Annotated in this window: 13 protein-coding genes; 10 read left to right on the top strand and 3 right to left on the bottom strand. The window is 70.0% G+C overall.

The features are described 5' to 3' along the window. Positions 1–13: 13 nt before the first annotated feature. Both ACFU5M_RS04955 and ACFU5M_RS04960 read right to left on the bottom strand, forming a co-directional pair. Positions 14–1,024, bottom strand: a complete 1,011-nt coding sequence (locus ACFU5M_RS04955) for an ornithine cyclodeaminase family protein (protein ID WP_379043834.1) — start codon at positions 1,022–1,024, stop codon at positions 14–16. Further along, complete coding sequence (locus ACFU5M_RS04960) at positions 996–2,093, bottom strand: TauD/TfdA family dioxygenase (RefSeq protein WP_379043837.1); 1,098 nt, start codon at positions 2,091–2,093, stop codon at positions 996–998. The genes ACFU5M_RS04955 and ACFU5M_RS04960 overlap by 29 nt, the downstream gene beginning before the upstream one ends. Positions 2,094–2,454: 361 nt before the next feature. On the opposite strand from ACFU5M_RS04960, the gene ACFU5M_RS04965 reads away from it, so the two are divergent. The 9 genes from ACFU5M_RS04965 to ACFU5M_RS05005 all read left to right on the top strand — a co-directional run bounded on the left by ACFU5M_RS04965 (position 2,455) and on the right by ACFU5M_RS05005 (position 11,721). Further along, positions 2,455–3,972: an ABC transporter substrate-binding protein gene (locus tag ACFU5M_RS04965; RefSeq protein ID WP_379043840.1), complete on the top strand. Its 1,518-nt coding sequence runs from the start codon at positions 2,455–2,457 to the stop codon at positions 3,970–3,972. Further along, on the top strand, positions 3,957–4,898 hold the full coding sequence (locus ACFU5M_RS04970; RefSeq protein ID WP_379043843.1) for an ABC transporter permease: 942 nt from the start codon (positions 3,957–3,959) through the stop codon (positions 4,896–4,898). Before ACFU5M_RS04965 ends, ACFU5M_RS04970 begins: the two co-directional genes overlap by 16 nt. Beyond that, positions 4,895–5,716: an ABC transporter permease gene (locus tag ACFU5M_RS04975; protein WP_379043847.1), complete on the top strand. Its 822-nt coding sequence runs from the start codon at positions 4,895–4,897 to the stop codon at positions 5,714–5,716. The genes ACFU5M_RS04970 and ACFU5M_RS04975 overlap by 4 nt, the downstream gene beginning before the upstream one ends. Further along, positions 5,713–7,323, top strand: a complete 1,611-nt coding sequence (locus tag ACFU5M_RS04980) for an ABC transporter ATP-binding protein (protein ID WP_379043850.1) — start codon at positions 5,713–5,715, stop codon at positions 7,321–7,323. The genes ACFU5M_RS04975 and ACFU5M_RS04980 overlap by 4 nt, the downstream gene beginning before the upstream one ends. 81 nt (positions 7,324–7,404) lie before the next feature. Continuing rightward, positions 7,405–8,130: a lytic transglycosylase domain-containing protein gene (locus ACFU5M_RS04985; protein WP_379044106.1), complete on the top strand. Its 726-nt coding sequence runs from the start codon at positions 7,405–7,407 to the stop codon at positions 8,128–8,130. Positions 8,131–8,245: 115 nt separating this feature from the next. Further along, a complete protein-coding gene (gene eno / locus ACFU5M_RS04990) occupies positions 8,246–9,532 on the top strand; it encodes a phosphopyruvate hydratase (RefSeq protein ID WP_379043853.1) in 1,287 nt (428 codons plus the stop codon). A gap of 91 nt (positions 9,533–9,623) precedes the next feature. Then, entirely contained in the window at positions 9,624–10,244 is a 621-nt protein-coding gene (locus ACFU5M_RS04995; RefSeq protein ID WP_379043856.1) for a septum formation initiator family protein, read from the top strand. Further along, positions 10,241–10,774 (top strand): DUF501 domain-containing protein, encoded by a 534-nt coding sequence (locus ACFU5M_RS05000; protein ID WP_379043859.1) that lies wholly within the window; start codon positions 10,241–10,243, stop codon positions 10,772–10,774. The genes ACFU5M_RS04995 and ACFU5M_RS05000 overlap by 4 nt, the downstream gene beginning before the upstream one ends. Beyond that, positions 10,774–11,721 (top strand): exopolyphosphatase, encoded by a 948-nt coding sequence (locus ACFU5M_RS05005; protein ID WP_379043862.1) that lies wholly within the window; start codon positions 10,774–10,776, stop codon positions 11,719–11,721. The genes ACFU5M_RS05000 and ACFU5M_RS05005 overlap by 1 nt, the downstream gene beginning before the upstream one ends. 31 nt (positions 11,722–11,752) lie before the next feature. On the opposite strand, the gene ACFU5M_RS05010 is transcribed toward ACFU5M_RS05005, so the two are convergent. Continuing rightward, a complete protein-coding gene (locus ACFU5M_RS05010) occupies positions 11,753–12,271 on the bottom strand; it encodes an SRPBCC family protein (protein ID WP_379043865.1) in 519 nt (172 codons plus the stop codon). A gap of 223 nt (positions 12,272–12,494) precedes the next feature. Between ACFU5M_RS05010 and ACFU5M_RS05015 the strand changes: the two genes are divergently transcribed. After that, positions 12,495–12,671, top strand: coding sequence for a hypothetical protein (locus ACFU5M_RS05015; protein ID WP_379043868.1), 177 nt, complete (start codon positions 12,495–12,497; stop codon positions 12,669–12,671). Positions 12,672–12,677: the final 6 nt, after the last annotated feature.

Raw genomic sequence — 12,677 nt, forward strand, 5'->3', positions numbered from 1 at the left:
GTGCCTCCGTGCGCTAATCCCACAGCGGCACCTCCGTACCCCGGCCTTCCGCGATCGCTCGCTCGGCCAGCGCATGGGCCACCGCGATGTCGGTCAGCACCAGTCCGCTGTTGTAGACGAAGATGCGCTCGTCGTCGGAGCGGCGAGCGACCGCACGGCGATTCAGGATCTGCGGCAGCTCGGCGTCCACCGCGCGCAGCGTGCCGTCGGGTCCCGCCATGTCGGTGCCGGTCAGCGCCATCTGCTCCGCGCTGGTCGCGATCACGCGGTCGGCATCGGCCAGAGCAGAGGGCGCGAGTCCGTAGCCGACCAGCACTGCCACCGAACCCGGTGCCAGGTCATCGGATTCGAGTGCGACCTCGGTGGCCGGGCCCGCGGTGGCCAGCACGACATCGGCCGTGGCCGCCGCGGCGCGGGGGTCGGTCACGGTCTCGAGCAGGGCGTGCGGATGATGCTCGGCCAGGCCGCGGTGCACGGCTTCCAGCCCCTCGGCGTGCGTGCCGTAGACCATCAGTTTGCGCAGCTGCGGGTTGGCGGCGAGCAGCTGCGGCAGGGCGTTGCGGCCCTGGGTCCCGGTGCCGATCAGCAGCACACTCTCCGCGCCGCGGCGGATCGTCTCGCGCACCAGCAGCGCCGACACCGCTGGCGTGCGCAACGCGCCGACCCGCGCGCAGTCCATCATCGCGATCGGCGCACCGGTGCTGTCGTCGTAGAGCGTGATGGTGGTGTAGTACCGCTTGGTGCTGCGATCGTGGCCCGGGTCGAACTTGTAGGAAGTCTTCATCGCCACCACGCGTCTACGTCCGTCCCGGCCGAGCATGGCGTAGGCGACCGACCAGCCGTCCGGGTTCGCGACGCTGAGTTTGCGCGGGTTGTCCGAATCACCTCCCGCGAAGGCGAGATACGCCTCTTCCACCGCACGCACCACCGCAGCCGGTGTGATCGGCACGTCGGCGAGGTCGCTGCGGCTCAGCACCCGCAGGGGTGTGCTTCGGTCACGCGTGTTCAAGGGTTCCTCGATCATGTCGTACTGCATCCCGCTCATGAGTGCCGCTCGCGACCGGCGGGGTGGCCGCCGCCCGGAACGGGGCCACGATTTGTTGCCCGTAGCCATTCTCGTCGGCTTCCTCGGCCCGCCGCTGACGTTCCGGAAGCCGGATGTTCACTCGCTTGAGCCACCGGTCGGTTCCGTCGTACCGCGCGGTGAACGGCACCCGGCCGTGCACGGCGACGTCGTTGTCCACCAGCAACAGCTCGCCGGGGGAGAGCGCGGCGGTCACGCAGACGCGTTCGAGCTCGGCGGCGAGTTGTTCGTAGGCCGCGCGGAATTCCGGGTCGGCCTCGGCGAGCGGCGTGTATGCGGGGTCGTAACGCAGTGTCTGCTGGTCGGGGCCCGTAGCGCTCCACAGGGTCGGAACCGCTGCGGCCGTGCGTGTTTCGTGCCCTTCGCCGTAAGAGACGTCCGGCAGGATCGGCAGGGCGGGAGTGCTCAGTAGTGCGCGCTGCTCGGTGGAGAGTTCGATCCGGCGCACCGACGAGACGGTGGTGCCGACCAGGTCCGGGTTGCGCAGGCAGCCGAGCATCAGTAAGTGGGCACGGCGGGGATGGAAGGCGTCCTCGGTGTGCGGGCTGAGCAGCACATCGCTGCTGGCGCCGGACTGTTCGTGCTCGTGACCGGCCGCGGGGACGATGTTGTTGACCAACCGGCCGTCCTGCTGCCCCTGCCAGCCGAACGGCTCGCCCGCACTCCGCGCGAGCAACAGCATGACCAAGTCGAGTTCGAACGAGCGCGCGCGCCGAACCGGGTCGCCGCTCCACCGCGCCGCCTCGCGCCAGCTCGGCGGCGTGGGCCCGAATTCGTTGTCCTCCAGTGGAAGACGGCCCACGACGGCGGCACCCGCGGCGGTGGCGGGCGGGCGCATGGCATGGCGCACCTCGGCCGGGAGTTCGGCGGCGCCCGCATCGATCCGTTCGATGATCGCCGGGTCGGTGAGGGTGCGCGCGGCGGCGGCCGGATCGGTGAGTTCGTGATCGAGTGTGGCGCATATCTCGCGGGCGAGATCGCGCACCGCCCGTCCCGCCTCCGCGGACATCTCACGTCGTTCGAGGCCTTGTGGGTGAAGCGTCTTACGTTCGGAGAGAACGCTTTTCACCAAGAGTCCCTTCTTCGCATCGGTTCGAAAAGCAGGGGTCACGTTCTGTATGCGAAGGTAACTCACACCGTCGGAGTGAAGCAAGGCTTACCTAAGCGAGTCGGCAAAAAAATAGCTGGCGCGCATAACTGTGGTCGGTGGTCGGCGCCTCGGTCGGGGGGTTTGCGGGCGGTACGCCCTTGCGCTGCCGTTTCGGTGCCGGAATCGGCGAGTCGCGCAAACCATTAGGCTAGCCTGTCCTGATCAATACACTGGGTGGGCGGTACCGCGGTGGGTTCGGTGCAGGAATGAGGGCAGCGCAATGGTTTTGAATCGACGGCATTTGCTGCGGTCAAGTCTCGGGCTAGGGGCGGTCTTGCTGGTAGCCGCCTGTTCCGACGACGCGGGCTCGTCCGGCCCTGCGCGGCGCGGCGGCACACTGCGGGTCGGCGCGCTCGGGACCGCGGCTCGCATCGAACGCGACCCGCACGCCAATCTCAGCAACGGCAGCGACTTCCTGATCACCTCCCTGATCTACGACGCCCTCACCGTGCCGGGCGGTAACCCGAATGTCGTCCCGCGCCTGGCCACTCGATGGGAGCCCGACGCCGATCGGCGGCGCTGGAGCTTCACCCTGGCCGAGAACGCGGCCTTCCACGACGGGTCACCGGTGACATCCGAGGACGTCGTGTGGTCGCTGCGCAGGCTGCGGACGGTCGGCGGCTCGTCGAAGATGCCGGTGGCCGTGGAGGACATCACCGCAGACGGGCCGAACCGGGTGGTCCTCACAGTGCCCGAGCCGAATAGTCAACTGCCGCTGCTTGTCCGGTTGATGACATTCACGGTCAGGAAGGACAGCAGCGATTTCACCGAGGCGATCGGCAGCGGACCGTTCCGGTTGGAGTCCTACCAGGGCGGTAACGCCCGGCTGGTGCGCAACGAGCAGTGGCACGGCGGTGCGCCGCTGCTGGACGCCATCGAGGTCACCATGTTCGAAAGCGTGACCGCGCTGGGCAACGCGGTGCTCGGCGGGCAGATCGACCTGGCCTCGAACGTCGGCGCCATCGCGGGACGCACCGCCGAGGGGCGCGGTGACCTGACGGTCGTGCGCCGCGCGAACGACACGGTGGTCGGCGTCGCCATGCGCACCTCCGACGGGCCGTTCGCCGACGCGCGCGTGCGCACTGCCCTTCGGCTCGGTGTCGACCGCAAAGCCCTGGTCAACCAGGTGCATTCCGGGTACGGGACGGTGGCCAACGACATCCTCGGCACCGGCGACCCGCTCTACGACACCTCCCTCGCCCAGCGCACCCGCGACGTGGACCGCGCGAAGGCGCTACTGCGCGAAGCGAATTTCGACACCGGGCGCAGCTATCCGTTCGTCACCAAGGCCGAGGCGCCCGGTGAGGTCGAGTCGGCGAAGGTGATCGCCACCCAGCTCGCCGAGATCGGTGTCCGTCTGGACGTGGTCACCCAGGAGCCGAACGCCTTCTACGACCAAACCTGGTTGAAGGCGCCGCTGTACACGATCTCCTGGGGCACCAACGATTCCACGCTCTTCTTCGCGAGCAAGTTGCTGGCCGGCGGATCGAATCGCAACGAGACCGCGTTCAAGGACGCGGCGTTCGACACCGCCACGGCCGAAGCGCTCGCCGCGCACAGCGACGAGAAGTATCAACAGGCCGCCAGGGAACTCCAGCGCATCCAGTACGAGCGTGGCGGGTACCTGGTCTGGGGCATGGCCGACGGCATCGACATCGCCGCCTCCCGGGTGCGCGGCCTCCCGACGCTCGGCGGCTTCGCGCGCGTCCAACTGGAAAAGGCGTGGCTGGCCGGGTGATCTCCTTCGCGCGACTGCTGCTCCGGCGCGTCATCCTCCTGGTGATGCTGCTGGCCTGCGTCTTCGTCGCCGTGGACCTGCTGCCGGGCAACACCGCCCGCGCGGTCCTCGGCCGGGAGGCCACGCCGGAGCAGATCGCGGCCAAAGAACACGAACTGGGACTGGACCGCCCTCTGGCGGTGCGGTTCTGGCACTGGATATCGGGCGTCGCGACCGGCGATTTCGGGCGTACCGCGCGCGGACGACCGGTCAACGACCTGCTCGTCGACAAATTCCCGCCGACACTGCTGCTCGGTGGGCTCGCCCTCGCGGTGACCGTGCTCGCGTCGCTCGCGCTCGGCGCGTGGTGGGCGACGCGTCCGGGCAGCGTGGCCGCGCGCGTGTTGCAGCCGACGACGACCACCGCGGTGGCGGTGCCCGAATTCGTGATCTCCACGCTGCTGATCCTGGTGTTCGCGCTGGCGCTCGGGTGGCTGCCCGCGGTCACCATCACCGGCCGCTCCGGATTGCCCGCCGGACCGGAGATGCTGGTGCTGCCGGTGCTGGCGCTCGCCCTGCCCCAGGTCGGGTGGAACACCAGGGTGGTGCGCGCCGCCGTGTCCGACGCCGCGCTGGCGCCCCATGTGGAAAGCGCGATGCTGGATGGGATTTCGTCCCGAATGCTGCTGGCTCGGCACGTGCTGCCGTTCGCGTTGCCGACCATCGTGGCCAGCTTCGCCACGACGGTGGGGATGCTGCTCGGTGGCGCCTTGGTGGTGGAGACCGTCTTCAACTACCCCGGTCTCGGCGCGGTCCTGGCCGGCTCGGTGGCCGATCGGGACACCTCGGTGGTCGCGGCGGTGGTCGCGCTGTCCGGGGTGATCATCATGATCATGCTGGCCGCCGCCGACGGCATCCGCACCTGGTCGTTACGGGGGCGCCGATGAAGCCATCGACCGAGGTCAGGAGCCCGGCTCGGCGACGGCTCGGCGTGCTGACCGTCGCACCCGCGCTGCTGGTCACCCTGCTGGCGGTGCTCGGCCCGACGCTGGCGCCGCACCCGGCGGAGGAAGCGATCGGGATCCCGTTCGGCGATCCCGGTGCGGGCGTGCCGCTGGGCACCGACCGCCTCGGCCGCGACGTGCTCAGCCAACTGCTCTACGGCGGTTGGGGATTGCTGCTGGTGGCCGCGGTGATCGCGGTGACGGTTACCGGGGTGTCGTGTGTCCTCGGCGCGGTCGCGGCGCTGCGCCCGCGGATCGGCGAGTGGATCGAACTGGGCACCGACCTGTTCATCCTGCTGCCCGCGGTGCTGGGCATCCTGCTCGTGCTGACCTCGTGGCCGGACGCGGGCACCTCGGGGCTGATCGTTCTGGCGCTGCTGTTCGGCGTTCCCTACTGCGCGCGAATCTTCACGGCCGCCGCTGCCGGGGTCGCGGCATCCGGATATGTCGAGAGCGCACGCGCCGCCGGTGAATCGCTGACGCATCTGGTGTTCCGGGAGGTCATCCCGAATCTGCGCGCGGTGTCGACGACTCAGCTCGGGCTGCGTTTCGTGGCGGGGGTCTATCTAGTGAGCACGGCGTCCTTCTTACAACTGCCCACCACGCTCGGCGCGACCAACTGGGCGGTCATGGTGCGCGAGAACACCTCCGGCATGTTGCTGAATCCCTGGGCGGTGCTGGCCCCGAGCCTCGCGATCGCGATCGTCGCGGTGAGCGTGAACCTGGCGGTGTCGGCGTTCGGGCGAGGGGAGCGGGAATGAACGTGAACGCGACGAAATACGGTCACCCGTCGATCGAGGTGGAGGGGGATGGGCAGGCGAGGGCCGATTCCGTCGTGGTCGACGGCCTGACGGTGCTCGACCCGAGCGGGCGGGAATTGGCCGGTCCCGCGACCTTCCGGATACCGGCGGGCACGGTGACGGCGCTCACCGGCCCGTCCGGGTCGGGCAAGACGACGGTGATGCGCGCCCTGCTCGGGCAGCTGCCGTCCGCCCGAGCCCGCGCGACGGGATCGGCGTCGGTCGCCGGGCACGACGTGCTGACGCTCGATCGTCCGGCGCTGCACCGGTTCCGGCGCCGGCATATCGCCTACGTCGGGCAGGACCCGGGTTCGGCGCTGAATCCGCTGCTGCGCGTGCGCGCCCTGCTGCGCGAGGTCGCTCCGGACGTGTCCGAGCCCACCCTGACCGACACGCTGGCGCTGGTCGGTCTGTCCCGGGACTATCTGCGCCGCCGCCCCGGTGAACTCTCCGGCGGCCAGCAGCGCCGCGTCGCCCTGGCCAGAGCGCTGATCCGCCGCACCGGCGTGCTGGTGCTCGACGAACCGCTCGCCGGGCTGCACGGCGCGCTGCGCATCGACATCGCCGGACAGCTCGCATCGCTCGCCCGCGAGCGGTCGGTGGCGATCCTGCTGTCCGGTCACGACACCGCCCTCGTGCACTCGATCGCCGACGACATCGTCGAACTCGGCATGGTGCCCCAGGCATCCGTGCCTCCGGCTCGGGCGACCGCTACAGCAGGGAGAACCTCCGGTGCGGTGACCGAGCCCGCACTGCGCACGCGTGGGGCAGCAGAGCAGACGGGCAACGGTCACAAGTCCTCCGTTGTCGTCGCGGCGGCCGATCGGCCGCCGGACGTGGTGCTGCGCGCCGAGGGGATCAACGCCTCGATCGACGGGCACCAGGTGCTCGCCGACATCGGTTTCGTGCTCGAAGCGGGTTCGGTGCTAGCGGTGGTCGGCGCGTCGGGCGCGGGCAAGACCACCTTGGCGCGCGTCGTCGCGGGGTTGCACCATTCGGCGACCGGATCACTGGAGTTGCACGGGAACCCGATCGTCGTGGGCGCGAACAGGCGAGTTCGATACGGTGCGGGCGGCATCCAGTTGGTCACCCAGAACCCCCGCTCCGCGCTCAACCCCCGCCGCACCGTGGCGCAGACGCTCGGCCGCCCGCTGCGGCGGATCGGGCGCGTCACGCGCGGGGACCTCGCGCGCCGGGTCGCCGAACTCCTCGCCGCGGTCGAGCTGTCCGCCGACCTGGCCGCCCGCTACCCGCACGAGCTGTCCGGCGGACAACGTCAGCGGGTGGCCCTGGCCCGCGCCCTCGCCGCCGAACCCGCCGTGCTCCTGTGCGACGAGATCACCTCGGCACTGGACCACGCCACCGCGGCGGCCATCATGGCACTGCTGGACCGGATCCGGGCCGAACGCGACACCGCCCTGCTGGTCATCTCCCATGACATGGCCTTGGTCGCCGAGTACTGTCCCAGCCTGCTCGTCCTCGATCAGGGGCGCATCGCCGAATCGGGTCACACCGGAACCGTTCTCGCCGCGCCGACGCACAACGCGACCAGCGAGCTGCTCGTCTGAACCGGTTCGGGTCATGCCGACGCCCGACACGCGGTGGACTCCGCCACCGGCTTGCCGCCCACGGTCGCCGTCATCTGGATCATGGAAGGGGTGTTGCGAAAAACCGGCGTCTCGGCCGCCGTCGTGGTGATTCTCGGGCTCGTCGGCTGCGGTATCGACCGCACCCCGATTCCGGAGGGTATTCCACCCGGGCCGGGCACCCCGCTGCCCGCGATCGACCTGGACGCGCCCGGCCGCACGGCCGTCCAGTTGCGCGGCTGGGCCGGCGAGCAGGCCGACCGGCTGGGCATCCCGTCGGTCGCGCTGGAGGCTTACGGCTACGCGGCGGCCGTGATGACCAGGGCCCGTCCCGACTGCGGCATCGCGTGGACGACGCTGGCGGGCATCGCGAGCGTGGAGAGCAGGCACGGCACCCATCGCGGTGCGAAGCTCGGCGAGGACGGCGCGATCCGCCCGCCGATCATCGGCATCCCGCTGGACGGCTCGCCCGGCGTCGCGTTGGTCGACGACACCGACCGCGGCGCCCTCGACGACGATCCGGTGCACGACCGCGCCGTCGGCCCCTTGCAGTTCATCCCGGAGACCTGGAAGCGCTGGGGTGTCGACGCGAACGGAGACGGCGCCGCCGATCCGCAGAACATCGACGACGCCGCGCTCACCGCCGCCAGATACCTGTGCGCCAGCGGCGGCGATCTCACTTCCGAGCACGGCTGGCAGCGAGCGCTACTCACCTACAACCAGTCGCACAGCTACCTGCTGACGGTGCGCGATCGAGCCGCGAGCTACAGCGTCGGCCGCCGGGTGTGAACCTCCGGTCCCCGGAGTGCCGGTTACCCGCCTCGCTGCCGGGACGATAGGCTCGGCAACGCACGGCCCATCCCGTGAGACCAACCGTGTCAGCAGCCGAAGGAGTGTCGTTTTCGTGGCCATCATCGAACAGGTCGGAGCTCGCGAGATCCTGGATTCCCGCGGTAACCCCACCGTCGAGGTCGAGATCGCTCTCGACGACGGCACCCTGACCCGCGCAGCTGTGCCTTCCGGCGCGTCCACCGGCGAGCACGAGGCCGTCGAACTGCGTGACGGTGGCGAGCGCTACGGCGGCAAGGGCGTACGCAAGGCGGTCGAGGGTGTGCTCGACGAGATCGCGCCCGCCGTCATCGGCTTGGACGCCGTGGAGCAGCGCACCGTCGATCAGGTGCTGCTCGACCTGGATGGCACGCAGGACAAGTCCCGGCTCGGCGCCAACGCCCTGCTCGGTGTCTCGCTGGCCGTGGCCCGCGCCGCCGCCGAGTCCTCGGGGCTCGAGCTGTTCCGCTACCTCGGCGGTCCGAACGCGCACGTACTGCCCGTCCCGATGATGAACATCCTCAACGGCGGCGCGCACGCAGACACCGGCGTCGACGTGCAGGAATTCATGGTCGCCCCGATCGGCGCGCCGACCTTCAAGGAGTCGCTGCGCTGGGGCGCGGAGGTCTACCACGCGCTGAAGTCGGTGCTCAAGGCCAAGGGCCTGTCCACCGGCCTCGGTGACGAGGGTGGTTTCGCACCCGACGTGGCGGGCACCAAGGCGGCGCTCGACCTGATCAGCGAGGCCATCGACAAGACCGGCCTGAAGCTGGGCAGCGACGTGGCGCTCGCGCTCGACGTCGCGGCCACCGAGTTCTACACCTCCGGCAGCGGCTACAAGTTCGAGGGCGCCGTGCGCTCGGCCGAGGAGATGGCGCAGTTCTACGCCGACCTGATCGGCGCCTACCCGCTGGTCTCCATCGAGGACCCGCTGTCGGAGGACGACTGGGACGGCTGGGTGAGCTTGACCGACCAGATCGGCGACAAGATCCAGCTCGTCGGCGACGACCTGTTCGTCACCAACCCGGAGCGCCTGGAAGAGGGCATCGCCAAGGGCGCCGCCAACGCGCTGCTGGTGAAGGTCAACCAGATCGGCACGCTCACCGAGACTCTGGACGCGGTGGAGCTGGCGCACCGCAACGGCTACAAGACGATGATGTCGCACCGGTCCGGCGAGACCGAGGACACCACCATCGCCGACCTCGCCGTCGCGGTGGGCAGCGGCCAGATCAAGACCGGCGCCCCCGCTCGCAGCGAGCGCGTCGCCAAGTACAACCAGCTGCTGCGCATCGAGGACGCGCTCGGCGACTCGGCGCGCTACGCCGGCGACGTCGCGTTTCCTCGCTTCGCGTTCGAAAGCTGACCTGCGGTACGAGCGACGGGCCCTGAGGAGGTAGGCGTGCGTAACCACTCAGGGCCCCGGGAGTACCGCGAAGCAGAGACCGAGGCGTGAGATGACGGAGCGACGTGCGCGTGGGACCAGTCCGGCCGGACGTGGGGACCGCCGCACGTCGCGTGCCGCCGAATCGCGCCCGGCCGACGCGGCGGCCAAGCGCGGGCGCAGGCGATCGGAGACCACGGACAAGCCGAAACCGCGCAAGAGCGCGCGGGGTTCGGCCGTCGACAGGCACGACCATACGTTCCTCGGCCTCTCCACCGGCAAGGCGGTGATCCTCGCGATGGTGGTGTGCGGGCTCGCGCTCACCCTCGCCGTGCCGATGCGCACGTACTTCACCCAGCGCGCCGAGGCCACGCAGCTGGCGCAGCAGCGCGAGGAACTCGAGGCGGATCTGGCCAGGTTGCGCGATCGCCGTGCGCAGCAACAGGACCCGGCCTACATCCGCACCGAGGCGCGGGACCGTCTTCGCCTGGTGCTGCCCGGCGAGACGCCGTACATCGTGCAGGTGCCCGGCATCGAGGCGCCCGCCCCGCCGCCGGCGCCCACCAGAGCCAGAGAACCCGATCCCTGGTACACCGAATTGTGGCGCAGCATCGCCGAGCCGCAGCCGACGCCGGCGGCCGCTCCGGCGCCGCACGCCGTCCCGCTACCGCAAGCACCGGAAGGACCTAGGTGACCGCACCGAACGACCAGGATCTCGCGATCATCGCCGAGCAGCTGGGCCGTGCGCCGCGCGGCGTGCTCGCCATCGCCTATCGCACCCCGGACGGGATCCCGGCCGTTGTGAAGACCGCGCCCCGGCTACCGGACGGCACCCCTTTCCCGACGCTCTACTATCTGACCGATCCCCGGCTCACCGCGGAGGCGAGCAGGCAGGAATCCGCCGGCGTGATGCGTGCGATGACCGAGCGACTGGCCGCCGAGCCGGAGCTGGCTGCCGCCTATCAGGCCGCACACGAGAGCTATCTGGCCGAACGAGACGAAATCGAATCGCTCGGTACGGAATTCAGCGGCGGCGGGATGCCCGAGCGGGTCAAGTGCCTGCACGTCCTGATCGCACACGCACTGGCCAAAGGGCCGGGAGTCAACCCGCTCGGCGACGAGGCCGTGGCGCTGGCCGCCGAGCACGGTCTGCGTGGCACCGCCGTTCCGGCCGACTGGCCCGCGCCCCGGCCGAGCGGTCCGCGAGAGAGTGGAGCACAGTGATGAGTGACCGGGTAGCCGCCGTGGATTGCGGCACGAACTCCATCCGACTGCTGATCGCCGACGTGCTCGGCGATGGGCGCTTGGCCGACGTGCACCGCGAGATGCGCATCGTCCGCCTCGGCCAAGGGGTCGACGCGACCGGTTCGCTGGCGCCCGAGGCGATCGAACGCACCCGCGCCGCCCTGGCCGACTACGCCGCGCTGATGCGCGAGGCGGGTGTCGGCCGGGTACGGATGGTGGCCACCTCCGCCACCAGGGACGCCGCCAACCGCGAGGACTTCTTCGCCATGGCCGGAGCCGAACTCGGCGCCGTGGTCGCGGGCGCGGAAGCCGAGGTGATCACCGGCGACGAGGAGGCGCGCCTGTCGTTCGCCGGCGCGATCGGCGAACTGTCCAGCGCGTCGGGTCCCTTCGTCGTCGTGGACCTGGGCGGCGGATCGACCGAGCTGGTATTCGGGGACAGCGCGGGAGTGCGGGCCGCCTTCTCCGCCGACATCGGCTGCGTCCGGATCACCGAGCGCTGCCTTGCGGGCAACCCCCCGACCACCGAAGAGATCGCCGCCGCCCGTGCCTTCGCCACCGAGCGGTTGACCGAAGCGTTCACCCACGTCCCTGTCGAGGGCGCCCACACCTGGGTCGGCGTGGCGGGCACCATGACCACCTTGGCCGCGGTCGCGCTCGATCTTCCCGAATACGACTCCGAACGGGTGCATCTCACCCGATTGACCATGGACCAGGTCCACCAGGTCTGCGACCGGCTGATCGCCATGGACCACGATCAGCGCGCCGCGCTGGGGCCGATGCACCCAGGCCGGGTCGACGTGATCGGCGGCGGCGCGGTCATCACCGAGGTGCTCGCGCGGGAACTGTCCCGGCGCGCGGGCATCGCCGAGCTGATCGTCAGCGAGCACGACATCCTGGACGGCATCGCCCTGTCGATCGCCTGATCGGGCTTCGTCCGTCCGGCGACCGGACCGGTCAGTTCTGCGTTACGTGGCCGTCCAGCCGGGCTTCGGCGTGCGTCTGCGCTCCGGGCGGGGCTTCGATGCTGCCCTCGCGGCGTGCTTTGCCGACCGCGATATCGGCGAGCCGGGAGAGCGATTCCTTGTTCCGCGGCACCAAGAGGAGCTCTTGCAGCACGTTGGGCACCAGGGCGCCCAATCCTCGCTCGGCGTGCTCGTACATCCGGATCTGGGTCTCGCCGGGTGCGGTCTCCGCGAGTTCCAGACGGATCCACGCGGCGCCCAGCGGCGAGAGTTTGGCCTCGAGTTCGAGCATATGCGGCGGATCCACCGACACCACCTGGGTGGTGTCGTTCACGGTGAACGGCCACACGCCGGCGCTGTAGTGCAGTCGGGAGCCTGCGCCGGGCCACTCGCCGTCGACGTCGCGAATGTGCGTGGCGCCGACCACCCAGGCGCAGAACAGCCATCCGTCGGCGAGGACGTCGAAGACCTGTTCCGGTGTCGTCGGCACGGTGATTTCCACGTGAACCATCAGCTCAGCGCTTTCTGGGTGTAGGCCGTGGCTGGTTTGCCTGCCGATTGCGGGGTGCCCGGTGGTGCGGTGGGCAAACCACCTGCCGCGATCCGATTGCCCGGCGCGTCTGAACAGAACATACGAATCCTCCACAATGCCGCCCGAGGTGAGATCTTCGGGGAATGGTTGAAGCGGCAACACCGCGGCGCTGTCTTTCCCGGTTGTCTGGATATCGGGTAGTTTGGCTCGGTTCTATGACCCAGGTCACGAGTTCGCCTATTCCGGTATCGCCGGGACGGTCATGGTGGGTGCGGGGCTGATCACCGCCGCCAGCGCACCATGGATCAGCGAATTCCCGGCCGGCGTGCATCGACTCGTCGTATGGGTACAGAACACCAAGCACAGCAGCACGAGCTAAGGAGAA

The sequence above is a fragment of the Nocardia sp. NPDC057455 genome (assembly GCF_042802775.1).
Taxonomy (GTDB): Bacteria; Actinomycetota; Actinomycetes; order Mycobacteriales; family Mycobacteriaceae; genus Nocardia.

Coding starts and splice junctions, on each gene's coding strand:
- ACFU5M_RS04975 (WP_379043847.1), top strand. CDS start 4,895: ATGAAGCCATCGACCGAGGTCAGGAGCCCGGCTCGGCGACGGCTCGGC.
- ACFU5M_RS04995 (WP_379043856.1), top strand. CDS start 9,624: ATGACGGAGCGACGTGCGCGTGGGACCAGTCCGGCCGGACGTGGGGAC.
- ACFU5M_RS05010 (WP_379043865.1), bottom strand. CDS start 12,271: ATGGTTCACGTGGAAATCACCGTGCCGACGACACCGGAACAGGTCTTC.
- ACFU5M_RS04965 (WP_379043840.1), top strand. CDS start 2,455: ATGGTTTTGAATCGACGGCATTTGCTGCGGTCAAGTCTCGGGCTAGGG.
- ACFU5M_RS04955 (WP_379043834.1), bottom strand. CDS start 1,024: ATGATCGAGGAACCCTTGAACACGCGTGACCGAAGCACACCCCTGCGG.
- ACFU5M_RS04985 (WP_379044106.1), top strand. CDS start 7,405: ATGGAAGGGGTGTTGCGAAAAACCGGCGTCTCGGCCGCCGTCGTGGTG.
- ACFU5M_RS04960 (WP_379043837.1), bottom strand. CDS start 2,093: ATGTCCGCGGAGGCGGGACGGGCGGTGCGCGATCTCGCCCGCGAGATA.
- ACFU5M_RS05005 (WP_379043862.1), top strand. CDS start 10,774: ATGAGTGACCGGGTAGCCGCCGTGGATTGCGGCACGAACTCCATCCGA.
- ACFU5M_RS04980 (WP_379043850.1), top strand. CDS start 5,713: ATGAACGTGAACGCGACGAAATACGGTCACCCGTCGATCGAGGTGGAG.